The sequence below is a fragment of the Streptomyces sp. WAC05292 genome (genome assembly GCF_003949955.1).
Lineage (GTDB): Bacteria > Actinomycetota > Actinomycetes > Streptomycetales > Streptomycetaceae > Streptomyces > Streptomyces globosus.
Window position 1 is genome coordinate 1 of record NZ_RPSE01000054.1, and the last position, 25,083, is coordinate 25,083.

The 25,083-nt window shown below is 75.8% G+C and carries 24 protein-coding genes; 10 read left to right on the plus strand and 14 right to left on the minus strand.

Annotated features, from left to right (window positions below):
* The first annotated feature begins 164 nt into the window (after positions 1-164).
* Entirely contained in the window at positions 165-1,469 is a 1,305-nt protein-coding gene (locus EF903_RS09435) for an MFS transporter (RefSeq protein ID WP_125542740.1), read from the plus strand.
* Positions 1,470-1,512: 43 nt separating this feature from the next.
* Here the strand turns inward: EF903_RS09435 and thpR are convergent, their stop codons facing one another.
* A complete protein-coding gene (gene thpR, locus EF903_RS09440) occupies positions 1,513-2,097 on the minus strand; it encodes an RNA 2',3'-cyclic phosphodiesterase (RefSeq protein WP_125542741.1) in 585 nt (194 codons plus the stop codon).
* A 204-nt stretch (positions 2,098-2,301) separates the two neighbouring features.
* Here thpR and EF903_RS09445 point away from each other — a divergent pair, with 204 nt between their 5' ends.
* Positions 2,302-5,406, plus strand: a complete 3,105-nt coding sequence (locus tag EF903_RS09445) for an NACHT domain-containing NTPase (protein ID WP_185902589.1) — start codon at positions 2,302-2,304, stop codon at positions 5,404-5,406.
* A 24-nt stretch (positions 5,407-5,430) separates the two neighbouring features.
* Here the strand turns inward: EF903_RS09445 and EF903_RS09450 are convergent, their stop codons facing one another.
* The 3 genes from EF903_RS09450 to EF903_RS09460 form a co-directional block, all read right to left on the minus strand.
* On the minus strand, positions 5,431-5,697 hold the full coding sequence (locus EF903_RS09450; protein WP_125542742.1) for a hypothetical protein: 267 nt from the start codon (positions 5,695-5,697) through the stop codon (positions 5,431-5,433).
* Positions 5,698-5,921: 224 nt separating this feature from the next.
* Positions 5,922-6,503, minus strand: coding sequence for a hypothetical protein (locus EF903_RS09455; RefSeq protein WP_125542743.1), 582 nt, complete (start codon positions 6,501-6,503; stop codon positions 5,922-5,924).
* Positions 6,500-8,098, minus strand: coding sequence for a serine/threonine-protein kinase (locus tag EF903_RS09460; protein ID WP_125542744.1), 1,599 nt, complete (start codon positions 8,096-8,098; stop codon positions 6,500-6,502). The genes EF903_RS09455 and EF903_RS09460 overlap by 4 nt, the downstream gene beginning before the upstream one ends.
* Before the next feature lie 342 nt (positions 8,099-8,440).
* On the opposite strand from EF903_RS09460, the gene EF903_RS09465 reads away from it, so the two are divergent.
* Positions 8,441-8,974, plus strand: coding sequence for a hypothetical protein (locus EF903_RS09465; protein WP_125542745.1), 534 nt, complete (start codon positions 8,441-8,443; stop codon positions 8,972-8,974).
* Positions 8,975-9,045: 71 nt separating this feature from the next.
* On the opposite strand, the gene EF903_RS09470 is transcribed toward EF903_RS09465, so the two are convergent.
* Positions 9,046-10,044, minus strand: a complete 999-nt coding sequence (locus tag EF903_RS09470; RefSeq protein ID WP_125542746.1) for a hypothetical protein — start codon at positions 10,042-10,044, stop codon at positions 9,046-9,048.
* Positions 10,041-11,561, minus strand: coding sequence for a chloride channel protein (locus EF903_RS09475; protein ID WP_185902590.1), 1,521 nt, complete (start codon positions 11,559-11,561; stop codon positions 10,041-10,043). Before EF903_RS09475 ends, EF903_RS09470 begins: the two co-directional genes overlap by 4 nt.
* A 140-nt stretch (positions 11,562-11,701) precedes the next feature.
* Here EF903_RS09475 and EF903_RS09480 point away from each other — a divergent pair, with 140 nt between their 5' ends.
* Together EF903_RS09480 and EF903_RS09485 are read left to right on the plus strand one after the other, a co-directional pair.
* Positions 11,702-12,667 carry a TIGR03557 family F420-dependent LLM class oxidoreductase gene (locus tag EF903_RS09480; RefSeq protein WP_125542747.1) on the plus strand — a complete coding sequence of 322 codons (966 nt, stop codon included), beginning with the start codon at positions 11,702-11,704 and terminating at the stop codon, positions 12,665-12,667.
* Between the two features lie 24 nt (positions 12,668-12,691).
* Positions 12,692-12,934, plus strand: a complete 243-nt coding sequence (locus tag EF903_RS09485; RefSeq protein ID WP_125542748.1) for a hypothetical protein — start codon at positions 12,692-12,694, stop codon at positions 12,932-12,934.
* A gap of 116 nt (positions 12,935-13,050) precedes the next feature.
* Here EF903_RS09485 and EF903_RS09490 read toward each other — a convergent pair whose 3' ends face one another.
* From EF903_RS09490 to EF903_RS09500, 3 genes are all read right to left on the minus strand, one after another.
* Positions 13,051-13,317, minus strand: a complete 267-nt coding sequence (locus EF903_RS09490; RefSeq protein WP_125542749.1) for a DUF4235 domain-containing protein — start codon at positions 13,315-13,317, stop codon at positions 13,051-13,053.
* A gap of 25 nt (positions 13,318-13,342) precedes the next feature.
* On the minus strand, positions 13,343-13,747 hold the full coding sequence (locus EF903_RS09495) for an ATP-binding protein (protein WP_125542750.1): 405 nt from the start codon (positions 13,745-13,747) through the stop codon (positions 13,343-13,345).
* 74 nt (positions 13,748-13,821) lie between these two features.
* On the minus strand, positions 13,822-14,058 hold the full coding sequence (locus EF903_RS09500) for a hypothetical protein (RefSeq protein WP_125542751.1): 237 nt from the start codon (positions 14,056-14,058) through the stop codon (positions 13,822-13,824).
* Positions 14,059-14,773: 715 nt separating this feature from the next.
* Here EF903_RS09500 and EF903_RS35095 point away from each other — a divergent pair.
* Positions 14,774-15,040, plus strand: coding sequence for a Rieske (2Fe-2S) protein (locus EF903_RS35095; protein WP_260615029.1), 267 nt, complete (start codon positions 14,774-14,776; stop codon positions 15,038-15,040).
* Between the two features lie 31 nt (positions 15,041-15,071).
* On the opposite strand, the gene EF903_RS09510 is transcribed toward EF903_RS35095, so the two are convergent.
* Together EF903_RS09510 and EF903_RS09515 are read right to left on the minus strand one after the other, a co-directional pair.
* Entirely contained in the window at positions 15,072-15,767 is a 696-nt protein-coding gene (locus EF903_RS09510) for a UdgX family uracil-DNA binding protein (protein WP_125542752.1), read from the minus strand.
* Between the two features lie 57 nt (positions 15,768-15,824).
* Positions 15,825-17,108, minus strand: a complete 1,284-nt coding sequence (locus EF903_RS09515) for a cytochrome P450 (protein ID WP_260615030.1) — start codon at positions 17,106-17,108, stop codon at positions 15,825-15,827.
* Positions 17,109-17,340: 232 nt separating this feature from the next.
* Between EF903_RS09515 and EF903_RS09520 the strand changes: the two genes are divergently transcribed.
* Positions 17,341-18,372 carry an NAD-dependent epimerase/dehydratase family protein gene (locus tag EF903_RS09520; RefSeq protein WP_125542753.1) on the plus strand — a complete coding sequence of 344 codons (1,032 nt, stop codon included), beginning with the start codon at positions 17,341-17,343 and terminating at the stop codon, positions 18,370-18,372.
* 241 nt (positions 18,373-18,613) lie between these two features.
* Here EF903_RS09520 and EF903_RS09525 read toward each other — a convergent pair whose 3' ends face one another.
* Positions 18,614-19,477 (minus strand): SDR family NAD(P)-dependent oxidoreductase, encoded by an 864-nt coding sequence (locus tag EF903_RS09525; RefSeq protein ID WP_125542754.1) that lies wholly within the window; start codon positions 19,475-19,477, stop codon positions 18,614-18,616.
* A 91-nt stretch (positions 19,478-19,568) separates the two neighbouring features.
* Between EF903_RS09525 and EF903_RS09530 the strand changes: the two genes are divergently transcribed.
* The 3 genes from EF903_RS09530 (at position 19,569) to EF903_RS09540 (ending at position 21,613) form a co-directional block, all read left to right on the plus strand.
* Entirely contained in the window at positions 19,569-20,054 is a 486-nt protein-coding gene (locus EF903_RS09530) for a MarR family winged helix-turn-helix transcriptional regulator (RefSeq protein ID WP_125542755.1), read from the plus strand.
* 79 nt (positions 20,055-20,133) lie between these two features.
* The gene (locus tag EF903_RS09535; protein WP_125542756.1) at positions 20,134-20,544 is read left to right on the plus strand and encodes a YciI family protein; all 411 of its coding nucleotides are present in this window, start codon (positions 20,134-20,136) and stop codon (positions 20,542-20,544) included.
* A 619-nt stretch (positions 20,545-21,163) separates the two neighbouring features.
* Positions 21,164-21,613, plus strand: coding sequence for an SRPBCC family protein (locus EF903_RS09540; protein ID WP_125542757.1), 450 nt, complete (start codon positions 21,164-21,166; stop codon positions 21,611-21,613).
* A 168-nt stretch (positions 21,614-21,781) separates the two neighbouring features.
* Here the strand turns inward: EF903_RS09540 and EF903_RS09545 are convergent, their stop codons facing one another.
* The gene (locus tag EF903_RS09545) at positions 21,782-23,578 is read right to left on the minus strand and encodes an ABC-F family ATP-binding cassette domain-containing protein (RefSeq protein ID WP_125542758.1); all 1,797 of its coding nucleotides are present in this window, start codon (positions 23,576-23,578) and stop codon (positions 21,782-21,784) included.
* Positions 23,579-23,606: 28 nt separating this feature from the next.
* Positions 23,607-24,950 carry an acyltransferase family protein gene (locus tag EF903_RS09550; protein WP_125542759.1) on the minus strand — a complete coding sequence of 448 codons (1,344 nt, stop codon included), beginning with the start codon at positions 24,948-24,950 and terminating at the stop codon, positions 23,607-23,609.
* Positions 24,951-25,083: the final 133 nt, after the last annotated feature.

Sequence of the window (25,083 nt, forward strand, 5' to 3'; positions counted from 1 at the left end):
GGGTGGCGCATGGGGATTCCGTTCGGGAAGCGGGCACGGATGTGGTCGGCACCGCCGGGGAGGGGTGCCGCGTTCGAAGGGTACTGTAATGGTAATCATTTCCATTAACGATTCCGGGGGCGGTCCTCCCCACCGCCGCCCACGAACCCAAGGAGCACCCACCCGTGGCGTCCACACCTGCGCCGACCACCGCCGACTCCGCGGCCCCACAGGCCCGTTCGGTCCTCCGCGACCCCGCCTTCCTGCGCCTGTGGGCCGGCACCACCGCCTCCGGGCTCGCGACCTGGGCCCTGCCCTTCGTCCTCGGGCTCGCCGTGCTGCACCGCGACCTGAGCGCGGCCGGCCTCGGCATCGTCCTCGCCGCCCGGACCGTCGGCTTCCTCCTCGCCGTCGCCGTCGGCGGCGTCCTCGCCGACCGGCACTCCCGGCGCGCCGTCGTCCTCTGGTCCGGCCTCGCGGCGGCCGCCGCCGCGCCGCTCCTCGCCGCCGGACTCGGCCGCTCCCTCGCCCTCATGACCGCGGCCGCGGCCCTCGCCGGAGCCGGCCAGGGGGCCTGCCGGCCCGCATTCCAGGCCCTCACCGCCGAAACCGTCGACCCCGCCCGGCGCCAACAGGCCAACGCCGCCATGACGCTGGCAGTCCGCAGCTCCACCCTCGCCGGCCCCGCCCTGACCGCTTTGCTCGCCGCCTGGCTCGACACCGCGACGCTGCTGCTCGGCATCGGCGTCCTGTGGCTGGCGGCCGCACTGGTCCCGGGCCGGGGTGCCGCAGCCGCGGCCCCCGTCTCGGCCGCGGACGCCCATGCCGGTGCGGCCGCCGGGCCGGCCGCCCGGCCCACCCCCCGCGCCGGCTTCCACGCCGAGTTCCTCGACGGCCTGCGCGAGGCGCGCCGCCATCCCTGGTTCCTCGCCGGCCTGGGCGCCCTCGTCGCCGTCGTCGCCCTCGGCTACTCCGCCACCAGCGTCGCCCTGCCCCTGATCAGCCGCGACCGCTACGGCACGGAGTGGATCCTGGCCGCCGCCATGACCGCGTACACCCTCGGCGCGCTCGCGGGGGCCCTCGTCATCGCCCGCCTGCGGCCGCGCTCCCAGGGCTGGGCGGCCCTCGCCGGGCTCGCCGCGTACGGCGTGGCCCCGCTCAGCCTGGTGCTGCCGGTGCACCCGCTCGTCATCGTCGCCGCGTACGCCGTCGCCGGGATCGGCATCGAACTGTTCAACGTGCCGTGGTTCACGGCCACCCAGCGGGAGGTCGCCCCGGACAAGCTCGCCCGGGTCTCCTCACTGGACTTCCTGGTCTCCTACGGCCTCGCACCCGTCGGCCTGGCCCTCATAGCCCCCGCCATCGGCGCGTTCGGGCCCGCGCCCGTCCTCGCGGTGTGCGCCGCGGCCTGCTTCCTCGTACCGGCCGCGGCCGCCCTCGTCCCGACCTCCCGCCACTTCGCCCGCACCGCCCCCTCGGCCGGGGACTGACCCCGCACGCGCATCGGGCCGGCGGCGGGCCGCGGCGCAGCCGTCACGATCCGCCGCCGAACCCCCACGACTCGATGTCCCGATAGCGGATCGGGCCCGGGCCGCGCCCGAAGTTGCTGCCCACCAGGTGCAGCCGCGCGGCCGGCCACGTCCGGCCGGCGAACCCGGCCAGGCCCGCCGCGGCGCCCACCACGCTGGTCGGGTCGTCGCGGCGGGCGCGGGCCAGCGTCAGGTGCGGCCGCAGCGGCCGGTCCTCGAAGGCGATCCCGCACTCCTTGACCACGGCCCGGACGTCGGCGGCCAGCAGGTGCAGCCCCTCCACGTCCCCGGCGATCCCGCTCCACAGCACCCGCTCGTCGAAGTGCCCGCCGCCGTGCAGGGCCAGCCGCAGCGGCTCGCGCGCCGCCGCCAGCCCGGCCAGCGGCGCGTGCAGCGCCGGAACCACCGCCGCCGGCAGTTCGCCGAGGAACGCCAGGGTGATGTGCCAGTCCTCGATCCGGTTCCACCGCATGCGCGGGTAGCCCGCGTACGCGGGCGCCAGCTCCCGCTCCAGCTCCTGCTTCGCGTCGTCGGGCGGGGCCAGGGCTATGAACACGCGGACGGTCGGGGAGGGGCTCTGTTCCTTCACAGGCCATTCGTACACCACCCGCCGTCCGGCACCCGAGGAGGCCCCGGGCCCCGCACCACCGCGTGCGTACTGCACCGAAACGGCGGACGCCCCCGGCCCGCCCGTGCGAGAGTGGGCCCGGAGGCCTCCGCGCCGGATCCCTGCGAGGCGGCCCCCGCAGGACGCGGCGGAACCGGACCGGGCGAGGGTGAAGGTGGGGCGGTAGTGGGCGGGCGCAGGCTGCTGTCGTTGTCGGACGCGCTGGTGCTGCTCGGCGGCGACCCGCCCGCGGTCGCCGCACTCGACCGCGCCCTCGGCGGCGCCCTCGGCGCCGCCACCGGCGGCATCGGCGACGGCCTGCTGCGGATCGCCGACGCCCGCGGCAGCATCGTCGCCCTCGGCCGCGACGCCGTACACGGCCTCGGACGCCGCCTGGGACACGCGCAGGGCCGGGCCGAACGCACCCGACTCCTGCACGCCGCCCACACCGTGATCGTCGTCGTCGCCTGGTTCGAGGCGCTGGACGCATCCGAGCTGCCCTTCCGTGTCGACGACCTCGAACTGACCCGCGGCGAACAGCTCGCCCTCGCCGGCGCACCCGAGCGCAACGCCCGCGGAGCGGCCTTCGCCCACACCCTGGCAGCCGTCGACGCACCCCGCCCCGCACCCCACCGCCCCTCCGAGGACGTCGCCGCCGAGCTGCTGCGCTGGTACGGCGCGCTGTCGGACCGCTTCCTCTCCTTCGCCGAAGGCCTGCACCTGTGGAGCGCCCTCACCCCGTCCGCACGCTCCGCCGCGGTGCGCGCCCTCGGCGCGGACCTCGCCCCCCGCGCCGTCGCCCGGTACGAGGACCTCTACGCCCGACTCGCCCAGGAGGCGCCCGAGTTCGGCTTCTGGACGGCCCAGGTGGAGCACCAGGCAACCCGGGACCGGATCCGCCTGGCCCTCGCCGGCATCGAGGAGCTGCTCTCCGGTGCCGCCCGCGGGATGCGCCCGCCGGCCGACGTGGCCGCCTCGCTCGCCCGCGCCGCCGAAGCCGTGCTGGCCCGCCCGGTCCTCGACGCCTCCACCGCGCCCGACGGCATCCGCGTCCCCGCCTTGCGGGACATGTACCTCGACCCCGACTTCCGGGTCCGCGCCGCCGACGGCACCGGAGGCCCCGCCACCGAAGCCTGGTGGGAGGAGGTGCCCGTCCGCCGCGACCTGACGGGCTACCTCGCCGGAGCCCTCACCGATCCGGGCGGGGCGCACGCGCCGCTGCTCGTCCTCGGCCAGCCCGGCGCCGGCAAGTCCGTCCTCACCCGCGTCCTCGCCGCCCGCCTCCCCTCCGCCGGCTTCCTGCCCGTCCGGGTCCCGCTGCGCGACGTACGCGCCGAGGACGACCTGCAGGAACAGCTGGAGCAGGCGGTACGCGCCGCCACCGGCGAGCGGGTCGCCTGGCCCGACCTGGTGCGCTCCGCGGGCGGCGCGGTACCCGTCCTGCTCCTCGACGGGTTCGACGAACTCCTGCAGACGACCGGCGTCCACCACAGCGACTTCCTCGTCCGGGTCGCCCGCTTCCAGCAGCGCGAGGCCGACCAGGGCCGCCCGCTGCGCGCCGTCGTCACCAGCCGCACCGCCGTCGCCGACCGCACCCGCTACCCGGAAGGGCTCGTGGCCCTCCGCCTGGAGCCGTTCCGCGCCGCCCAGATACGCCGCTGGCTGGACCTCTGGAACGGGGCCAACGCCGCCGGGCTCGCCGCCCGCGGGCTCCGGCCGCTTCCCTGGGACGCCGTCGCCCGCCACGCCCCGCTCGCCGGACAGCCCCTGCTGCTGACCATGCTGGCCCTGTACGACGCCGCCGACAACGCCCTGCCGCGCAGCGCCGACAGGCCGCGCGGCACCGGCGCCGACGGCGGCGACCCGCTCGACGAGGCCGAGCTGTACGAGGAGCTGCTCACCTCCTTCGCCCGGCGCGAGGTCGACAAGACGGCCGGGGACGCCCTCCCCGAGGAGGGCTTGGCCGAGCTCGCCGAACGGGAGCTCCAGCGGCTGTCCCTCGTCGCGTTCGCCCAGCTCAACCGGCGCCGGCAGTGGGTGTCGGCCGCCGAGCTCGATGCGGACCTGACAGCGTTGCTCGGCCGCCCGGCCGCCGAGACCGCCGGGTTCCGGGCCCCCCTCGGGGCGGCGGAGGTGGCACTCGGCCGGTTCTTCTTCGTCCAGCGCGCCCAGTCCCTCCGCGACGGGCGCATGCTCTCCACGTACGAGTTCCTGCACGCCACCTTCGGCGAGTACCTCGTCGTACGGCTCGCCCTGCACGTCCTCACCAGCCTGCTCGCGGACCGGCCGGCGCTCTCCGCGGGAGCCAGCCGCATCGACGACGACCTGGCGTACGCCCTGCTCTCCCACGCCCCGCTGTCCTCCCGGCAGATCCTGCGCTTCGGCGGGTCGATGGCCCGGCGCATCCCCGAGGGCGAACGCGAGCGGCTGGGGCGGCTGCTCGTACGGGTCTTCCACCAGCACGGCACCCGCACGGACGACCCCCACCCCGCCTACCGGCCCGCCCCGAACCGCACCTCCTCCCGGCACGGCACCTACGGCGCCAACCTGGTCCTGATGCTGCTCTTACTGTCCGGGCGCACCACCGCCGACCGCCTGTTCCCCGACGCCTCCGACCCCGCCTCGGCGTGGCACCGCAGCGTCCTGCTGTGGCGGTCGTCCTTCAACGAGCAGCAGTGGACGGACTTCGTGCTGTCCGTCTCCGTCCACCGCGGCTGGACGGACAGCGGCCGGAGCCTGGAGATCCGCCTGCGGGAGGAGCCGCATCGGGCGCCCGAGCCGCTGGACATGCACTGGCTGTACCGCCGGCCGCAGCGCGACACGGTCCTGTGGTCGCGCACCTACTGGGACGACGTGTGGCACAAGATGGACGTCACGGGCGGCACGACCGACCTGCTGGTGCGGCACGCCGTCGACCCCGTCATGGAGCTGCTGGGCCCGTCCGTCACCCTGTTCACGTCCTCCCGCGAGGGCGGGCCGGCGACCTCCCTCGCCCACGACCTGCTGCGCCTGCTGATAGGCGGCAGCACCGGGCTGCCCGTCGACGAACTGGCCGACCTGTACCGGCGCGTCGGCCGCGCGCTCGTGCTGCTGCCCGACGACGCCCCCATCCGGGAGCCGGTGACCCGGCTGCTGGCCGACGCCCTGCGCAGGGACGGCGCCGTCCTGCCCGGCAGCACGCTCCTCCACCTCGACCGCGCGGGCCTGCGCGAACGCCGCCTGCGCGAGCGCCTCGCGGAAGCCGTCCGCGCCCACCACCCGCACCTGCTGCGCATGCTGCTGGACCACTGACCCGTCCGGCCGCGCGGCGGGCTGTCAGCGGGAGGCGCGGCAGGCGCTGCCCGCGACGTCGGCTGTGACGCCGGCCTGCTCCAGGCTCGCGACGCAGCTGGTCTGGTTGCCGATGGAACCCTCGTAGCACGCCTGGGCCACGGCGGCGGAAGCCGGCTTGCCGTGCGAGGCGACGTACTCCTGGCAGTCCTGCACCCCGGTGGCGGAGGCCTGCGGGGCGGCGAAGAGTACGCTGCCGGCGGCGAGGACGAGACCCGCGAGGACGCCGGGGACGCGAGGGGACGGACGCATAGGGATGCACCTGCTCTATCGGGCGGACACGCGATCCGCGGGAGCGGCGGACCGCGGGCGGGGAGCCGCCCTTGACGGGCCGACAGAAAGAGCACCCCGCACCTACCGACGCTAGAGCACCACCGTGGTCCCCGCACGTCCGGCCGGGACCCGGTGACCGCCGCAGCGCGGGGCGTGACCGCCGGGAGACCCGCCGCCCCGGGGGTGCGCCGGCCGCCCCCGGCCTACGGTGCGCATCGGTAGGTGAAGGCGACCTCCGCGGTGCGGCGGTCCGGGGAGCGGAGTTCCAGGCGGGCGGTGGCCGGGTAGTCGCCCGTGCCGTGGAAGGTCCACAGCAGGTGGAGCTTCGCCGCCTCCTGGCCCTTCACCAGCCGCTCGGTCAGCTCCTCGGAGCGGGTGCCGTCGCTGCGGATCCACCGGTAGGCGAGGGTGCCGGCCCTGCCGTTGGTGCGCACGTCGGCCACGATGTCGGCGGTGCCGCCGCAGGCCGGCCCGGCCGGGTCGGTGGAGACGGCCACGTCGCGGACCTCGATGCCGGGGACGAGGCGCTGCCAGCCCAGGTACAGGAGGACGGCGGCCAGGATGGCCGCGGCGAGCGCGTACCGGCGCAGGCCGCCGCCCCGGCTGGCGGGGGCGGCGGGCACCGGCACGGGGAACGGGGCGAGGGCGGCCGCGGTGACGCCGGGCCCGAAGCGGAGCACGGAGCCGTCGACCCGGTCGGGCGCGACGAGGGTGGGGCCCTCGGCCGGCGTGCCGCTGATCCAGTGGCTGCCGAGGGCGGTGGCGCTGTAGTCGTCGTCGCTCATCGGATCTCGCACCGTCTCGTCAGGATCTGCTGGACCGCGGCGCCGGAGGCGGCGGCGGGCGTGGTGGTCGCGCGGACGCTCCAGTAGCAGCCGGTGCCCTTGAAGGAGAGCGTTCGCGGGGTGCCCGCCGTGGAGGCGGGGAAGGTCATGGACCCCTCGGACACGGCGGCGGTGCCGCGCCCGTCGCTGCTGAACCACTCCAGGCGGACGGTCGCCGGACCGGTGGCGCTGACGGCGAGCGCCACCTGGCCGGTGGTGAAGCCGGTCTGCCCGAAGGAGGTCACGGAGACCGAGCGCACCTTCACGGCCGGGGAGGGCGGCGGGGTGGTCGGCGGTGCGGTCGCGGGCCCGCCCGTCGGTGTGCCGGGCGTGCCGGGGGCCGGCGTACCGGGGCCGGGCGCCGGTCCGGAGGCCGAGGCGGAGGCGGACGGCGACGCGGACGGCGAGGCCGAGGCGGAAGCCGAGGGGGAGGCCGAGTCCGAGGGGGACGCGGAGGGCGAGCCGGAGGCCGAACCGGAGGGGGCCGGGCCTCCCGTCGGCGGGGCGGCACTGGTCGTCGCGAAGGAGCTCAGCGCCGCCGCCCCGCCGGTGTTGTCCGTGGCGGCCGCCTGCTGGACGGCCAGCAGCAGGCCGAGGACGAGGGCCGCGCCGGCCCCCAGCCAGCCGCGGCGGCCCGGCGCCCACAGCGAGGTGCTCGCGGTGGCCGTCGTGGACGCGGCCGTGCCGCCGGCGGAGGGGAACAGCAGCGGCAGCAGGGCGGCGAGGGCGGCCAGCTTGCGCTGCCCGCGCTCCTCCCAGTCGGGCCCGTACGCCCCGCAGGCGATGTCCTCCAGCTCGGCGACGAACGCCTCCGCGTCCTCCGGCCGCTCCTCGGGTCGCTTGGCCAGGCCGCGGCGGATCAGCGGGCGCACCGGTTCCGGAGCCTCGGACTCCGGCACCGGGGCCTCGATGTGCTGGAGCGCGAGCTCGGCGAAGTTCTCCCCGGCGAACGGCTTGCGGCCGGTCAGGCACTCGAAGAAGGTCGCCGTCGCCGCGTACACGTCGGCGGCGGGGGAGGCGGGCCGGCCCTGCCACTGCTCCGGTGCCATGTACGCGGGCGTCCCGGCGACGCCGGCCTCGGTGCCCCGGTCGGCGGCGATGCCGAAGTCGACGAGCTTCGAGGAGCCGTCGGCCGCGACCAGCACGTTCTCCGGCTTGTAGTCGCGGTGGACGACGCCGGCCCGGTGTGCGGCGGCGAGGCCGAGGAGGGAGCCCTTGAGCACGACGAGCGCCGCCTCGGGCCCGGTCTGCCCCGACTCGCGCAGCAGCTCGCGCAGGGCGATGCCGTCGACCAGCTCCATCACGATGGCGGCGCCGGCGGGCGCCTCCACGTACTCGTACAGCCCCACCACGTACGGCGAGTGCAGGCCGCCGAGCAGCCGCGCCTCGGCGCGGAACCCCTGGACGAACGCCGGGTCCTGGCGGAGCCGGTCGCTGAGGTACTTCACCGCCACGGGCGTGCCCGTCGCGTCGTGCACCGCGAGCACGACACGGCCGCTGGCTCCCGAACCGAGCTCTCTGGTCTCCGTGTAACCGGGGACCACCCACGCCTTCATCTTTCCGTCCCCCCTGCTGTGGAGTTTCCCTCTTGCAACACACGAACGAGCCCCGTCCGGTTCCCGGACCGGTGGTGTGGGTGTCGTCGTCCCGCCGGGATGCGCCGGCGGACGCCGCCGGGAGCGCCGGGGAGGCCCCCGGGCTGCGGCGGGGTCATGATAGGGCCCGCCGCGGACACCGGGACCCCGAGGCGCGGGGAGCGGGCACCGCGGCGGCCGGCCAGAGCGGACGCGGGAATTCCGCCTGGTGCGCGGACTGTCCCCGGCCGCTGCTAGGGTGACGTGTGCTCGTCAAAGGCGGGCCTTCTTTCCCATGCACCGACACTTCAACGGGGGTTGAACGTGAAGCTTCGCCATGCCCGCGCCGTAGCCGTATTCGGCATCGTCGTCTTCGCTCTCACCGGCGCCCGCGGCTCCCACGGCGGCAGCTGCGGCGGAGGCCACAGCTCGTCCGGCTCCAGCAGCTCGGGCGGCAGCAGCTCCGGCGGAAGCAGCAGCAGCGGCACCACCAGCGGCAGCGACGGCAGCGACAGCAGCAGCACCAGCTCCTCCGGCTCCGTCTCCGGCGGTGCCAAGAGCGGCGACAAGGCCGAGCGCGACATCCGCATCAACGAGTGCAAGATGGACGCCTCCGGCAAGAAGCTGGTCGCCCGCATCACCGTCACCAACAGCGGCTCGCTGGACGCCACGTACGGCTTCATCGTGAAGTGGCGCGGCGACGCGACCGCGAGCCCCGCCGTCGCCACCGTCACCGGCCTGAAGGTCAAGGCCGGCGCGTCGCAGACGACCGAGGCCACCACCACCTACCTCGGCAAGGGCAACGGCAGCGAGTACAAGGAGTGCGTGGTCTCCAGCGCCACGAAGAACACCTTCTGACGGACGCTCGGCGACCCGCACCCCGGTCCCGGCCCGCGCGCAACGCCGCGCGGGCCGGGACCGCGTCGTTCTCAGCGCCCCGCCGCGGCCGCGTCCTCCCGCCCCGCCCGGCGCCGACGGCGCAGGTGCCACCACGCCCCCACGGCGGCGGAGGCGGCGGCCAGGCCGACCAGCAGCGCGGGCCAGCGGCCGCCCGCCGTCCGCAGGTCCGCGAGGAGGACCAGCAGCACCACGCCCGCCGGCACCAGGACCGACGACAGCACGCGCACCACAGCGGCGAGCGCCCCGGGATCCAGCCCGGCCGCGCCGCGCCGCCGCTCCGGGGGCGGCACGTGCAGGAGGTAGGAGTCGGCGGCCCGCGCCAGCAGCCGACGGGTGGCCTTCCGGTACGACACCGCCATGTACGGCATCCAGGCCAGCGGCACCACCATGCCGACCGCGAGGACGGCCAGCAGGAGCGCCCACTGGCCGATCCGGACGGCCCAGGCCCGCAGGCGGCTTCCCCGGCTCTCCTCGCCGGTGGTCAGCAGGCCGAGGAGGCGGGCCATGCGCAGCGTCACCCCGACCAGGACCGTCCACCTGCTCCGCGGCGCAGGCCCCGCGGACTGCGTGCTTCCGGCCTCCGGGTCCTCGGCGAGCGCCCGCGCCGCCGACTGCGCGTCCGGGTAGACCCCCTGCAGCACCAGCAGCTCCGCGGCCCGTTCCGGCGCGGTGGGATCCAGGCCGGTCACGGCCGCGAGTTCCATGACGGTACGCGCCTGGCGCAGCAGCGCGGCGCAGAACGCGACCGGGATGAACACCAGGAACGGTCCGCCGACGAACGCCCCCTCGGCCACCGTCGCACGGGTCCCGCGGGCGATCACCGCCGCCCCCAGCGCGGAGGCGTCCGCCTCCGGCATCTCCTCGCGCAGCCGCGCCACGCTGCGCGCGGCCCGCGGGCCGTTGTGCCGCAGGGCGAACCCGGCCAGCAGCTCGGGCAGTCGGCCCGGCCGGGCTAGGACCTCCCGGAGCAGGTTCCGCGGCTCGCGAGCCTGTGCTCCGGCCGGCGCACGGTCACGACGCCGACTCACGGCGCGGGATCCCTTCCCGCACGGGGCCCGGATTCCGGTGGGGTCCCGGAACCGGAACCGGAGCCGGCACCCGATCCGGGAGCAGAACCCGAAGCAGAACCGGGATAGGAAGCGGAACCGGAACCAGAAACGGAACCTGGATCGGAACCGGATCCGGAGTCGTGGGCGGAGGCGGGTCCGTTCCCGGCCGCCGCACCCGCTCCGGGCTGTGACCCCTCCGCCGTCGCCTTCGGGCGGCGCAGGAGCCGGGTGACGACGCTGGCCACCACCGCCGCGAACACCACGAGCGGGGTCTGGTGGTAGGCGCCCTGCCCCAGCAGCAGCACCGTCAGCACGGAACTCGTCAGCGGCAGCCCGGTGACCGCCGCGGCGGCCGCCGCGATGCCCAGTGCCATCCCGGGCGTCGTACCCAGCCCCGGCAGCCCCGAGCACACCACCCCCGCGGCCGCGCCCACCAGGATCGACGGGAAGATCGGCCCTCCGCGCAGTCCGCCGAGGCTGAGGCCCCAGGCCAGCCCCTTGAACAGGATCAGCGCACACAGCGCCGCGACGGGCCAGGCGTGCGGGTCGGCGGCCAGCGCTCCCAGGGTGATCTGCCCGGACAGTGCGGCCTCCGCCGGGTTGCGGCCCGTCAGCAGGGCGTAGGCCGCCACGCACACGCCCACCGCGACGGCGCAGAGCACCGTGCGCGGCCCCGTCCGCGGCCGGATCCACCTCTCGGTGCGCCGTCCGAGCGCCATCCCGGCGGCGATCAGCGCCGCGATGAGCGCGGCCGCGGGGATCCCCCACAGGAAGTCGGCGGCGTCCGGGGTGAAGCGGGGCGGTGCGGTCGGCAGCGCCAGATCACCCGTGGACAGCCCCGTCCAGTCACCGAACCCGGTGAACACCAGCGCCCCGGCCCCGCTCGCGAGCAGGGAGGGCAGCAGCACGACGACCATCCCCGTGCCGCCGAGGCCGGCGGCCTCGATGATCAGGACCGCCGCCACGAGCGGCCCGCCGAGGATCGTGGAGATCGCGGCGGTCTGCCCGGCCGTGGCGATGACAGCCCCGTGCATCGCGTCCAGGGGCTTCCGGGTCAGCTGCGCCGCGAGCAGCGCGAGGCCCGAGCCGAGGGCCATGAGCGGCGCCTCGGGCCCGAGGACCACGCCCAGCGGCAGCGTCAGCAGCGCCGCCACCACCACACCGGGCAGCGCCTTCGGTCCGACCGGAGGTCCGCCGAGGCCGTGCGCGGGCACATGCCCGCCTCCGCCCGGCATCCGGGTGACGACCGGCGCCAGGATCAGCCCGGCCAGCAGCAGCCACGGTAGCGGCCACCACCACGGCGGCCTGTCGAAGCCGAGGTCCTCGGGCCAGTCCTCCCACATGAAATCCTGCAGTGCGAGCTGCGCGCTGACGAAGAAGAAGGACACGAACGCCACCGGCACGCCGAGCAGCGCGGCGAGGAGCAGCAGCCGCAGGTACCCGCGGCCGGCCAGGATCTGCCGCAGCTGTGGGTCCGCGGCCGAGGTGGGCGCCATGCAGCCATCCAAGATCCTCGGCGTCCGGACCGCCCGTCCGGCTGCTCCGACCGGACGAGCGGGCACCCCGCCGCGGGTGCCCGGGGCCGGCCCCGGACCCGGCCTGGTTTGAAGCCGGGGGGACGGGTGAGACGCCCGGCATGGTGCGCATCGGATACACGATGATGACCGAGCAGGCCGGGCCGCGTGCGCTCGTCGACGACGTCGTGGCCGCCGAGGCCGCGGGCTTCGACTTCTCCGTCATCTCCGACCACTACTTCCCCTGGCTCGAAGAGCAGGGCCACTCTCCGTACGCCTGGAGCGTGCTCGGCGCGGCCGCGCAGGCCACCGAGCGGATTCCGCTCATGACGTACGTGACCTGCCCGACCTACCGCTACCACCCGGCGGTCGTCGCCCAGAAGGCCGCCACGGTGCAGCTGCTCTCACAGGGCCGCTTCCGGCTCGGCCTGGGCTCCGGCGAGAACCTCAACGAGCACGTCACCGGCCGCGGATGGCCGGCCCCGCGGGAGCGGCTGGAACGCCTGGAGGAGGCCGCCGTCGTCATTCGCCGCCTCCTCGCGGGCGAAACGGTCGACCACGACGGCCGGCACTTCCGCATCGACAGTGCGCGGCTCTTCGACCTCCCGGACCGGCCACCGGAGATCGGCATCGCGGCCTCCGGTCCCCGCTCCTGCGCCGTCGCCGGCCGCCACGCCGACCTGCTCATCGCGATCGAGCCCGAGCGCCGGCTGCTGGAGGACTTCGACCGCAACGGCGGGGCCGGCAAACCGCGCGTGGGGCAGGTCCCCGTCTGCTACGACCCCGACCGGGACGCCGCCCTTGCCCGCGCCCACGAGCAGTTCCGCTGGTCGGTCGGCGGCTGGCAGGTCAATGCCGAGCTGCGCGGCCCCGCCGCCTTCGCCGAGGCCACCGCGGCGGTGAGTCCCGAGGACGTCGGCAGGTCGATCCCCTGCGGTGCGGACGTGGAGGACTTCGTCGCGGCCGTGCGCCCGTACGCCGAACTCGGCTTCACGGAGGTCGCGCTCGTCCAGATCGGCGGCGCCCACCAGAAGCCCTTCCTCCAGTGGGCCGAGGCGGAACTCCTGCCCGCCCTCCGCGAACTGTAGGCAACCCGAAAGGAGCCGTGCGCGATGGACGACATGGACCAGGGCGGCGCCGGCGGCGCCCCGCTCGACGACGACACCCCGCAGGACCGGCGCAGAAGGCCCGGCAGCCACCGGGCGCAGGCCTCGGGAACGGGCCGCGAACGCGCCCGCGGAGAACGGGGCGCCACGGGCGACGACGCCCGCGACGGCGAGGCGGGCGACGCGATCGGCCCCAGCCCGCAGGCCCAGCGCCGGACGGCGCGCGGCCCGGGGCCCGGCCACGACTGAGGGCGGCACTCCTGCGGTCCGGCGCGACGCGCCCGACGCCCCCGGCTTCCAAGCCGGGGGCGTCGTACGATCCGGTGCGGTGCGGTGCCGCCCGTGTCGCCCGGGGCGTGTATTCCTCAGGCGGGCCAGCGGCCCGTCAGGCGGCGCACTCCCGTGGCGCCTGCCCGGTCCACGGCGGCCTTGACCGCGGCGAACACCGCACCCTGCAAGGCCGCGGCGATCAGGATCTCCGACCAGGCGCGGTCCTCGTCCATCGCGTCGGGAGCGTCTCCCTGGCGGCCCATGAGCTTCCACACCTGCTTGAACAGCAGCCCCGCGAGGAGCCCTCCCGTGGCGCCCAGCGCCATGCCGACGGGCCGGTAGGCGAGCTTGGCCTTGTTCACGTCGTCCTCGTTCCTCTTCCGTTCCTCAGGTCCGGTCCGCGATGTACGCGTGGACCGTCTTGCCGCCCTCCGGCGTGGGCCGTACCGACAGCTCCTCGGCGAGGTGGTTGACCAGGATCCAGCCCCAGCCGCCCGCCCCGTCCACATGCGGAGGCCGGCGCACGGGCGGGTCCGGGCTGGTGTCGCTGACGCCGATGCCGACTCCCGCCTCGTACCGGGCCAGGTGCAGGGTGCACGGCCCCGCCGTGTGCCGCACGGCGTTGGTGACGAGCTCGCTGACCACCAGCAGCACGATGTCCGCCGTCGCCGGGGCGACCGGCCGGCCCGCCCGCGCTGCGTCCTGGAGGAACCCCACCGTGGCGCTCCGGGCACTGGCCGCGGCAGCCGCGTCGTGCCCGGGGTCGAGGGACTGTTCCAGTTGGAGGGTCATCGCCTTCTCTCCGGTCGCGTGCGGTCGGGCCGGGACGGGTTCGCCGTGCTCGTCGTGCCGGTACGGTCGGCCGCTCAGTCCGGCGGCTCCACCGGCGGGGGAGTGGCCGGAACGTCGGCGGGGCGCTCGCGTCCGCCGCCGCCCTCACCGCCCTTGCCGCTCCCGCCGCGCACGGCCTCGTCGGCGCGCCGGCGCTCCTCACGGTCGCCGGCCTCGCCGGGAGCCTGCGAGGGAGGCGTCGGCTTGCGCCGCTCCGCCCCCGAGCCGGCACTGCGCTCCGGCTCCCGGCGTCCTCCGGTGTCTCGGGTCATCGTCTCGGGCCTTCCTGTCGGGCTGGGCGCGCCCCGCCCGGCCGCGCCGAAATCAGCCCGGCCCGGCGGACGCGCGCGCGTACCTGTGTGCCTCACGGTGCGGCTGCCCGGATCCTCCGACCGGAAACGGGCCCCGATGCCCGCACGGGTGAGACCTCGGCGGGCCGGGGCAGACGCCGGGCCACGAGAAGCCGACCCCCCACCCCGCGGCCGTCCACCGAGGCCGCACGGCCTGCCCCTGGGAGATCCGCTGCACCCCCTACTCGTCCAGGTTCCCGTCGGAGCGTGGCTCTCCGCGGCCGTCCTCGCGTGCACGCCGGGCCGCAGGAGCGAGCCGCAACTGCTGATCGGCGTGTGGCTCGCGGCGGTCCGGCGGCCGCGGCCGCCGGATGGGCCGAGTGGGCGGAGCTGCCGCCGGAGCAGGCCCGCGTCGGCCTGGTGCACGCTGTGTCGAACATCGCCGCCGTGTCCCTCCACGCGGCCTCCCTGGCCGCCCGCCTGCGCGGACGCGACGCCCGCGGCCGGCTGCTCTCCGTGGCGGGCCGGCGGCCGTCGGCCCCGGCGGCGCGCTCGGCGGGCACCCGGCCTACCGGCGGGCGGCCGGCGCCCACCACGCCGAGGCCGTACCCCACCTGGTTCCCGGACGGGCGGACCCGCCTGGGCCCGGTGTCCGACTTCGCCGCCGGCCGGGCCGTACGGCGGGGAACCGGCCGGGGTGGAACCACTGGTCGTCCGGGAGGCCGGGGGCGAGGTCCACGCTCCCGCGGGCCGCTGCTCGCACATGGCGGGCCCGCTCGCGGAGGGCGACATCGACGACGGCCGCGTACGCTGCCCCTGGCACGGCAGCGTCTTCCGCCTGTCGGACGGCCGGAACCTCCGCGGCCCGGCGATGTCGCCGCAGCCGTCCTTCGAATGCCGCGCGGTGGCCGGCCACGTCGAAGCCCGCCTCCGCCTCCGCCTCCGCCCCCGTCCGCGGCCCTGACCGGAGCGGCCGGCCGTCCGGCGCCCCGAGTTCAGTCCCGGAGGGCCGAGGCCGCCGCGCGCAGGTCTGCCACCAGCCCGCGGTAGGCGGCGTCGCGGTCCGGGGCCCGGAGGACGGACGAGGGGTGCACGGTGGCGAGGAACCGGGCGTCGGCAAGGACGGCGGGCCGGCCGGCCGCGCGCCCGTCGCGGGTGGGGAAGGGCTGCGGAACGCCGCGGTGGTCGCCGACGCGGAACGGGCCGCCGAGCAGGGCGCGGCCGGCCGTGGCGCCGAGGGCCACGACCAGCCGGGGGCGGATTGCGGCCAGCTCGGCCGTGAGCCAGGGGCGGCAGGCGGTCATCTCGCGCAGGTCGGGGGTCTTGTGGATGCGCCGCTTCCCACCCTCCGGCACCGTGAACTTGAAGTGCTTCACCGCGTTCGTGAGGTAGACCTCCGACACGTCGAGCCCCGCTTCCTCCAGCGCACGGCGCAGCAGGCGCCCCGCCGGCCCGACGAACGGCTCCCCGGCCCGGTCCTCCCGGTCCCCGGGCTGCTCGCCGACCAGCACGATCCGCGCGCCCCCGGGTCCGTTCCCGAAGACGGTCTGCGTGGCCGCCGCGTACAGCGGGCACCCGCGGCACCCGGCGGCGGCCCGGCCCAGTTCGCCGAGGTCGTCCGTGCGGGGGACGAAGGGGCCGGCGTCGTACGCCTCCCCGTCCTGCGTACCCGTCTGTGATCGCTGCGCCACCTCGGCCACCTCCTGCGGTCGCCCCGGCGTCTTCACCGGCCGGGGCGGCGGCAAACGTCAGCGGGCGGGCGCCGCCCCGACGGGCGGGTCCGAGGGCAGGGTGATCCGGGCGGTGAAGCCGCTGCGGGGGAGCGTCGGGATCCGCGACAGCGGGATCGACAGGTCCTGTCCGGGCACGTCCAGCCGGCAGCGGGCCAGTTCCCCGGAGAGCGCCGCGAGCACGCTGACGGTGATGTCCTCGCCCGGGCAGCGGTGCCCGCGCGCCGCGTCCCCGCCGCCCTGCGCGAGGATCAGGTCCACCGGGGGATGCGGCCCGGCGAACCGGTCCGGCCGGAAGGCGTACGGGTCCCCCCACAGGGAGGGGTCGTGGTGCCGGCCGTACACGTCGAGCAGGACGGTGCAGCCCGCCGCGACGGGCTCGCCGTGCCAACGCGTGTCCCGGGCGGCCCGCCCGCCGACGAACGGCGCGAACGGGTAGAACCGGCGCACCTCGTGCGCGAACATCACCCGGTGCGCGCCGGAGTCGTCGTCCCGCAGGGCGGGGGTGAGGCCCGGCTGCCGGTGCAGGGCGTGCGCGGCGAACACGGTGAACCAGGCGATGGCAACGGTCGGCCGGATGACGTTCAGCAGCTCGACGGCGGCCGTCCGCTCGTCCAGCGGCTGCCCGTCCGCACCACGGTGCTCGGCGACCACCGCCAGCGCGGAACCGGGCGCGGCCTGCCGGCCGCCCCGCCGGACGGCTGCCACCAGGGCGGCCAGGCTGCGCTCCTGCCGGGCGCGGGCCCGCCTGGCCCGCAGGTGGCGGGGGCCGGGCGTCGCGAAGCCGTCGACCATGGCGGCGCAGTCGGCCGCCATCCGGCGCGCGTGCGCCTCGGCGAGCGGCAGCCCCGCCCAGGCGCACACCGAGCGGGCCAGGACCCGGCAGGCCTGCTCGAAGAGCACCACCTGCCCGCCCCGGTGGGCGGCCGTGGCGGCCCGCCACTCCTCGACGACGGTGTCCGTCAGGGCCGCGATCCCGCCCGCGTCCTTCAGCAGGGCCGTGAACATCGCCTTGCGTACGCGGTGCGCCTCCCCGTCCAGGGTGTGCACCGCCCCGCGCCCGAACAGGGTGTCGAGCACCGGCCCGGGGACTGCCGACCGCCGCACGACGTTCTCCTCGTCGTAGAAGAACGGCACGGCGTCGGGCCCGCGCAGCGCGACGGCGGGGCGGCCCATCAGGCGCGTCCGGACCAGCGGGCGGTCCTCGGCCCGCAGCAGGTCGGGTAGCCAGGCGTAGCCGCGGAGCAGCAGAGGCAGGGTGCTGTCGGGCAGGCGGACGGAACGCTCGTGTAGTGGTTTCACGGTCCGGCGGCTACCCGGAGCCCGTGCTTCCACACGTGGCCCGACCCCCGGTCACCCCGATGCGTTGCCCTGGCCGCCCCGGGTAGGCGCGGGGCATGTCTGCATCCATTTGTTCACCATCCACTCCTTTGACACCTCCTATCCCCGCGACGCCTCCGATGACGACCGCGGGCGCGCCGGTGGGCGGCTCTGCCCGGGCCCGTGCGCTGCCCGGTTCGGCGGGGTGGTCGTGATGCGGGTCGTCGTGACGGGAGCCACCGGCAACACCGGCACCAGCGTGGTGCGGGCCCTGGCCGCCGACCTGCGGGTCGCCGACGTCGTGGGGATCGCACGGCGCCGCCCCGCCCTCGACATCCCCGGCGTGCGCTGGGTGGCCGCGGACGTCGACCCCGGCCACTCCGACCTGACCGGGCTCTTCGAGGGCGCGGCCGCCGTCGTCCACCTGGCCTGGAAGTTCCAGCCCACCCACGACCCCGTCGAGACGTGGCGGACCAACGTCCTCGGCGGCATCCGCGTCTTCGAGGCCTGCGCCCGCGCGGGGGTCCGCACCCTGGTGCACGCCTCGTCCGTCGGCGCGTACGCCCCCGGCCCGCCGGACGGGCGGCCCGTCGACGAGACCTGGCCGACCCACGGCTGGCCGGGCGCCGCCTACACCCGCGAGAAGGCGTACCTGGAGCGCTGTCTGGACGGCTTCCAGCCCGCGCACCCCGAGATGCGGGTGGTCCGGATGCGGCCGGCCTTCCTGTTCAAGGAGGCCGCGGCCAGCGAGCAGCGGCGGATCTTCGCCGGCCCGCTCCTGCCCTGGTGGCTGGTCCGGCCGGGCCTGCTGCCCGCCCTGCCCGCCGTGACCGGCCTGCGCTTCCAGGCCCTGCACACCGACGACGCCGCCCAGGCGTACCGGGAGGCCGTGTTCCGGCCCGTGCGCGGCGCGTTCAACCTCGTCGCCGATCCGGTCCTGGACATGGCGGCCGTGGCCCGGCTGCTGCACGCCCGCACGGTGCCGCTGCCCGCCGGAGCCGCCCGGGCGGCCCTGGCCGCGGCCTGGCGGATGCGCCTCATACCCGCGGCCCCCGGTCTCCTCGACGCCTTCCTGCGGCTGCCGCTGCTCGACGCCGGCCGGGCCCGCGAGCAGCTGGACTGGACCCCGTCCACCACGGCCACCGAGGCCGTCGCCGACTTCCTGACGGGCCTGCGCCACGGGGCGGGCCTGGAGACCCCGCCGCTGGCCGCCGCCGGCACCCCCGCCCGCAGACACGAACGCTGACCCCGCGCCCGAGTCACGGACTTCCGCTGCCGGCGCCGCCTGAGGATCGGGCACCCGCCCCCGGAGCACCGGCCGGCAGGGCCGAGCCGCTGCTGCCCCATGCCGTCGACGGTCGGTTCGCTTCATGACCCCATCGTGCGGCGGGCCGGGGCCGAGCCACCTCCCCCGTGAGCGGGGACCGCTTCCCCCGGACGGGGGAGGCGCGGTGCCTGGGGGCCAGTGCCCCCGGCGATCGGGCCGCTCAGGCCACCCAGGCGGAGGTGAGGTTCCGGACCGCGGAGCCGTCCACATCGGCCAGCTTGGTGCCGACGAACTCCCGGGCCCAGTCCGTGGTCTGGAGGCGGAACGCCGGCTCCGCGGCGGTCAGCGCCTCCAGGACGGACTCCGCCGCCCCGTCGGGCGTCTGCGCGGTGCCGTCCAGGAACTGCGCGACGGTGCGGTCGACGTACGTGCGCAGCGCCCCGGTGTAGGCGCCGGCCTCCAGGCCGCCCTCGACGTCGATGCCGATGTTGTTGACGAACTCGGTGGCCACGGCGCCCGGCTCGACCACCGACACGGCCACGCCCAGCGTGCGGGCGACGGGAGCCAGGCTCTCCATGTAGCCCTCGACGGCGAACTTGGCTGCGCAGTACGCCTCGTTGAACGGCTGCCCGACGACACCGCCCACGCTCGTCACGGTGACGAGGCGGCCGCCGGCGGCCCGCAGATGGGGGAGCGCTGCCTTGCTGACGTTCAGCACACCGAAGAAGTTGACCTCCATCACCCTGCGGATGTCGGCGAGGGAATCGTTCTCCAGGGTGCCCACATGGCCGGCGCCCGCGTTGTTGACGACGGCGTCCAGGCGGCCGTAGTCGGCGACCACTCCGGCGACGGCGGCCGCGACGGACGCCTCGTCGGTGACGTCGAGCCGACGGATGTCGAGCTCGACGCCCGCGTCGGCGGCGGCCTTGCGGAGCGCGTCCGCGCGGCCGGGGTCGCGCAGCGTGGCGACGGTGCGCCAGCCGGCGCGCGCGGCGGCGACGGCCGTGGACAGGCCGATGCCGGAGGAGGTCCCGGTGATCAGCACGGTCCGGACGGCGGGGGAGGAGGGAGCAGTGGTGGACATTTCGAACCTTTCAGGATGTTCTTCTTCTGTGCGTGCACACACAACATACATTTGTGTGTGTGCACACGCAACCCCTCCCTATACTCGAGCCATGCCGAAGAAACTGACCCAGGCCGAGATGCCCGCCGAGGACTACGCCTTCTACGGCCTCGTGTGGGCCGGCACCGTCATGACCGAGCGCGTCGACCGGGCCCTGACCAAGGCGCACGGCCTGCCCGTGTCCTGGTTCGAGGTCATGCTGTGGCTGGCGTCCAGCCCCGAGCCGGTGCCTGCCTCCGTCCTCGGCAACAGCACCATGCTCAGCCGCAGCCAGGTCTCCCGCGTCGTGGACGCCCTCCAGGCCCGCGGCCTAGTCTCCCGAACGCCCTCCGCACGCGACGCCCGGTCCGTCGAGATCTCCCTCACGGACGAGGGGCGCAAGGTGTTCGCGGCGGCCGACGACACCCGCCGCGCGGCCCTCGCGCCGGTCTTCACCGACCTCCTCGACGACCGGGACCTCGAAGCCCTGGGCACGGTGTGGCGGAAGCTGAAGGCAGAGAAGGAACGTCTCGCCCAGGAGCCCCACGCAGGCTCCTGACTCCGCCGCCCGGGGGAACCCGCCCCCACCGCGGCCGGAGGGGCGCCCCGGGCGGGCCGCGCAGTGGTTGGCTGCCCGGATGAAGTACTTCGTGACGGTCATGGGGAGCCAGGCGGACTACGACGCGATGGCGGGCCGGCCCTCGCCCGCGTCCCCCTCGTGGAGCGGCGACGAGATCACGGCGATGGTCGCCTTCATGGGAGAACTCAACGAGGAACTCGCCGCCTCCGGTGAACTCCTCGACGCCCAGGGATTCGGACCGCCCTCCGAAGCCCGGTTCGTCACCGGCGCCCCCGGCCGCGAACCGGCCGTCACCGACCGCCCGTACGCCGACACCGAGGTCGTCGCCGCCGGCTACTGGCTCCTGGAGTGCTCCGGCCTCGACCGGGTGACAGAGATCGCGGCCAGGATCACCCGGTGCCCCGTCCCCGCGGGATCCCCGGAGTACCCGGTGGTCATCCGCCCCGTCGGCGAGGCCCCGTCCGCCTGAGCCGTCGTCCGTCCGCGGTCCCCGGCCGCCCGGCGGGATCCTCTGCGGGGCCGCGGCGGGCTGACCCGTCACCGCCAGACGGTGTTCATCAGGATGATCGCCGCCAGGTCGGCCAGGATGATCGAGACGGTGGCGATGACCATCGCCCAGGCCCGCTGAGACTCGTTCCGCTCCATGCGCGTCGCCTCCCGACGGGACGCGGGTCCCGCCCGGCCTGCCCGCATGGCGCCGGCTGCGGCGCGTCCCTGCATCCAGCCGACCACGATCCGCGGCGTCCGGCCCCCCGGCCGGCCCGTCAGGGGCACGGGAGGCCCCCGCGTCGCAGCTCGGGCCCGTGGCCCGGGTGGAGGGCCAGCAGCCGTGCGTCGCCGCGTGTCGCGAATTCCGCTTCCTGATCTTCCATGCAGCGCACCGCAGCCACGGGACGGTTCCGGACGGTGCCGGGGGCCGACGGGCGCCGGAGGCGTGGCGACCGGGCGGAAACCGGCATTCGGGCGCATCACCGCGGGCCCGCCGGGCAAGGGCGGACCGAGGGCGCCGACCGGCGCCCGCGGGGGGTGGCGCTGGCGAGCAGTCCGCGCCGACGCCCGCCGGATCCCAGAGAGTGGGGAGATACGCCATGTCGCATGTGAAGGAATCGATCGAGGTCGACGTCCCCGTCCGGACGGCCTACGACCAGTGGACGCAGTTCGAGTCGTTCCCGAAGTTCATGGACGGCGTCGAGCGGATCGAGCAGCGCACGGACACGCTGACCCACTGGGTGACGAAGATCGCCGGCGTGGAGCGGGAGTTCGACGCGGAGATCACCGAACAGGTGCCCGACCGCAAGGTCGCCTGGGTGACCGTGGGCGGCTCCACCGAGCAGTCGGGCGTCGTCACCTTCGAGCCGATCGACCCGACGCACACGCAGGTAACGCTCATGATGGACTTCGAGCCCGAGGGGATGGCCGAGAACATCGGCGACAAGATGGGCTTCGTCGACCGCCGGGTCAAGGGCGATCTCACGCGGTTCAAGCACTTCATCGAGGACCGCGGCGCCCCGACCGGCGAGTGGCGCGGCCGTATCTGATCCGCCAGGTGCGCGCCTGATCCGGCGCCCGTGCCCCTCGGCACGGGCGCCGGATCAGGCGCGAGCGGCCCGCCGTACGGCCGGACCGGCGCGGCGCCCGCCCCCCCCCGGGGGCAGGGGCGTCAGGCCGGGTCCTCCGGCCGTGCGGCGGCCGCGCGCCGGGCCCGTTCAGGCCTCCTCGGCCAGCTCCAGCCAGCGCATCTCCAACTCGTCCCGCTCGGAGATGAGTTCGCGCAGCTCCGCGTCGAGCTTGGCCACCTGCTCGAAGTCGGTGGCGTTCTCGGCGATCTTCGCGTGCAGGTTCGTCTCGCGGTCGGCCATCTTGTTGAGCTGCCGCTCGATCTTCTGCAGCTCCTTCTTCGCGGCCCTGGCGTCGCCGGCGGACGTCGACTTCGCGGCGGCCGGGGCGGGCGCCGGGACGGCCGCCTCGACCATCCGCTGCCGGCGCTCCAGGTACTCGTCGACGCCGCGCGGCAGCATCCGCAGCGCCCCGTCGCCGAGCAGCGCCATCACCGTGTCGGTGGTGCGCTCGATGAAGAACCGGTCGTGGGAGATGACGATCATCGAGCCGGGCCAGCCGTCGAGGAGGTCCTCCAGCTGGGTCAGGGTCTCGATGTCCAGGTCGTTGGTGGGCTCGTCGAGGAAGAGGACGTTCGGCTCGTCCATCAGCAGGCGCAGGATCTGCAGGCGGCGGCGCTCGCCGCCGGAGAGGTCGCCGACGGGCGTCCACTGCTTCTCCTTGGTGAAGCCGAACTGCTCACACAGCTGACCGGCCGTCATCTCGCGGCCCTTGCCGAGGTCGACACGGTCCCGTACGCGCTGCACGGCCTCCAGGACGCGCAGCGAGGGGTCGAGTTCGCCGACCTCCTGCGACAGGTAGGCCAGCCGGACCGTCTTGCCCACGGTGACGGTCCCGGCCGCGGGCTGCACGTCGCCCTGGGTGCGGGCGGCCTCGGCCAGGGCGCGCAGCAGCGAGGTCTTGCCGGCGCCGTTGACGCCCACGAGGCCGATGCGGTCGCCGGGGCCCAGGTGCCAGGTGAGGTGCTTGAGCAGGGTCTTGGGGCCGGCCTGGACGGTGACGTCCTCGAGGTCGAAGACGGTCCTGCCGAGGCGGGCGTTGGCGAAGCGCATCAGCTCGGAGGTGTCGCGCGGCGGCGGCACGTCCGCGATGAGGGCGTTCGCGGCCTCGATGCGGAAGCGCGGCTTGGAGGTGCGGGCGGGGGCGCCGCGGCGCAGCCAGGCCAGCTCCTTGCGCATCAGGTTCTGCCGCTTGACCTCCTCGGTGGCGGCGATGCGCTCGCGCTCGGCGCGGGCGAAGACGTAGTCGCTGTAGCCGCCCTCGTACTCGAAGACCGAGCCGCGCTGGACGTCCCACATGCGGGTGCAGACCTGGTCGAGGAACCAGCGGTCGTGGGTGACGCACACCAGGGCGGAGCGGCGCTCGCGCAGGTGGCCGGCGAGCCAGGAGATGCCCTCGACGTCCAGGTGGTTGGTGGGCTCGTCGAGGACGATGAGGTCCTGCTCGTCGATGAGGAGCTTGGCGAGGGCGATGCGGCGGCGCTCGCCGCCGGAGAGCGGTCCGATGACCGTGTCGAGGCCGTGGGTGAAGCCGGGCAGGTCCAGGCTGCCGAACAGGCCGGTGAGGATGTCGCGGACTTTGGCGTTGCCGGCCCACTCGTGGTCGGCCATGTCGCCGATGATCTCGTGGCGGATCGTCGCGGCCGGGTCGAGGGAGTCGTGCTGGGTCAGGACGCCCATGCGCAGGCCGCCGCTCTGGGTGACGCGCCCGGTGTCGGGCTCCTCCAGCCGGGCCAGGATGCGGATGAGGGTGGTCTTGCCGTCGCCGTTGCGGCCCACGACGCCGATCCGGTCCCCCTCGGAGACGCCGAGGGAGACGCCGTCCAGCAGGGCACGGGTGCCGTACACCTTGCCGACTGCCTCGACATTGACCAAGTTGACGGCCATCAGACGCGCTCCAGGGAAGGAATGGGGATCAGCCCCTCAGCCTAACGCTCCGCGAAGCGCCCGAACGTTCCACCAGGAGCCACCCGCCGAGCACCGTCGCGAGCGCGGCGGGCGCGGTCACGGGCAGGGCGACGAGGGTCGCCGTGTGGCCCTCCAGGAGGCCGCCGAGTCCGGTGGTGGAGAGGCCGAGGACGCCGAACAGGCACAGGACGGTGCCGAAGGCGGCCCGCGGCCCCGACCCGGCGGCCGGGACGGCGGCGGGCTCGGCGGCCGGTGCCGCGGCGGGGGCCTCGAAGCGGCGGAAGGCGGCGACGAGCAGGGCGGTCACGGCGGCGGCCGCGGCAAGCCGCGGCGGGACCTGCGCCCACCAGGCCGCCGAGGCGGGCTCGGGGAGCCGTACGCCGAGCGCGAGCTGGGCGGCGTACACGGCGAGCATGGCGGTGAGGTGCCACAGGAAGGCCGTCATGGCGATCCCGTTCGCGGCGACGACGGCCCGCCAGGCGCGGGGCCGGGCCAGCAGCCGCTCGGCGGGCCGCTGCAGCAGCTGGACGGCTCCGACGAGCCACAGCCCGTGGCAGAGCAGCGCCGCGGTGGGCGGCGCCATGTTGGACACCTTCTCGCCGGGCATCCCGACCATGGACAGCGGGTACGGCCCGTACGCGACCAGCAGGGCGGCGCCGGCGAGGCCGGCGGCGGCGAGCAGGGCGGGGCGGCGCAGGCGGCCGTCGGCGCGCAGGAAGCCCAGCTGGTGGACGGCGAGCCAGACGAAGGCGAAGTTCAGGAACTCCGCGTACGGCACTCCGGCCGCGAAGCGGAGGACGTCGACGGCGGCGGCCGCGCCGGCGAGCGCGGCGAAGGCGCCCCACCCCCACCGGTGGTGCAGCCGCAGCAGCGTCGGGGTCAGGGCGACCATCGCCAGGTAGATCCCGATGAACCACAGCGGCTGGGTGACGATCCGCAGCGCGGCCCCGGTCAGCGGCCCGCGGCCGTGCCCGGCGGCCTGGACGGCGAGGGCGGCGGCGGTCCAGACGAGGACGAAGGCGAGCGTCGGCCGCAGCAGGCGGCGCAGCCGGGCCCGCAGGAAGGCGGCGTAGACGGGGGCGCCGCCGGCCCGGCGCTCCAGGGAGCGGTGGGACAGGGCGTGGGAGAAGCCGCCGACGAAGAAGAACACCGGCATGACCTGGAGGATCCAGGTGAGCGCCTGGAGCCCGGGGACGACCGCGAGGAGGTTGCCCATGCCGTCGGCGGTGACGGCGGCCATCAGCCAGTGGCCGAGGACGACGGTGCCGAGGGAGGCGACGCGGAGCAGGTCGACGTACCGGTCGCGCGTGGCCGGTGTGGCGTCGGCGAGCCGGCGGGCGGTGGATTCCATGCGCCCACGGTCGCCGCCGCGGCCGCGGGCCCGCCAGAGTGCGCGTACTCATCCCGCGCCTGGGTACCCGGCCCGGCCGGCGGGAGGCCGGGCCGGGTACCCAGGCGCGGGATGAGTACGCGCACTCTGGCGG

Bases quoted from the DNA above. Each gene is read 5' to 3' on its own strand.
- EF903_RS09450 (WP_125542742.1), bottom strand. From the start codon at position 5,697: ATGCGTCCGTCCCCTCGCGTCCCCGGCGTCCTCGCGGGTCTCGTCCTC.
- EF903_RS09455 (WP_125542743.1), bottom strand. From the start codon at position 6,503: ATGAGCGACGACGACTACAGCGCCACCGCCCTCGGCAGCCACTGGATC.
- EF903_RS09460 (WP_125542744.1), bottom strand. From the start codon at position 8,098: ATGAAGGCGTGGGTGGTCCCCGGTTACACGGAGACCAGAGAGCTCGGT.
- EF903_RS09475 (WP_185902590.1), bottom strand. From the start codon at position 11,561: ATGGCGCCCACCTCGGCCGCGGACCCACAGCTGCGGCAGATCCTGGCC.
- EF903_RS09480 (WP_125542747.1), top strand. From the start codon at position 11,702: ATGGTGCGCATCGGATACACGATGATGACCGAGCAGGCCGGGCCGCGT.
- EF903_RS09485 (WP_125542748.1), top strand. From the start codon at position 12,692: ATGGACGACATGGACCAGGGCGGCGCCGGCGGCGCCCCGCTCGACGAC.
- EF903_RS09495 (WP_125542750.1), bottom strand. From the start codon at position 13,747: ATGACCCTCCAACTGGAACAGTCCCTCGACCCCGGGCACGACGCGGCT.
- EF903_RS09500 (WP_125542751.1), bottom strand. From the start codon at position 14,058: ATGACCCGAGACACCGGAGGACGCCGGGAGCCGGAGCGCAGTGCCGGC.
- EF903_RS09520 (WP_125542753.1), top strand. From the start codon at position 17,341: ATGCGGGTCGTCGTGACGGGAGCCACCGGCAACACCGGCACCAGCGTG.
- EF903_RS09525 (WP_125542754.1), bottom strand. From the start codon at position 19,477: ATGTCCACCACTGCTCCCTCCTCCCCCGCCGTCCGGACCGTGCTGATC.
- EF903_RS09530 (WP_125542755.1), top strand. From the start codon at position 19,569: ATGCCGAAGAAACTGACCCAGGCCGAGATGCCCGCCGAGGACTACGCC.
- EF903_RS09535 (WP_125542756.1), top strand. From the start codon at position 20,134: ATGAAGTACTTCGTGACGGTCATGGGGAGCCAGGCGGACTACGACGCG.
- EF903_RS09540 (WP_125542757.1), top strand. From the start codon at position 21,164: ATGTCGCATGTGAAGGAATCGATCGAGGTCGACGTCCCCGTCCGGACG.
- EF903_RS09545 (WP_125542758.1), bottom strand. From the start codon at position 23,578: ATGGCCGTCAACTTGGTCAATGTCGAGGCAGTCGGCAAGGTGTACGGC.
- EF903_RS09550 (WP_125542759.1), bottom strand. From the start codon at position 24,950: ATGGAATCCACCGCCCGCCGGCTCGCCGACGCCACACCGGCCACGCGC.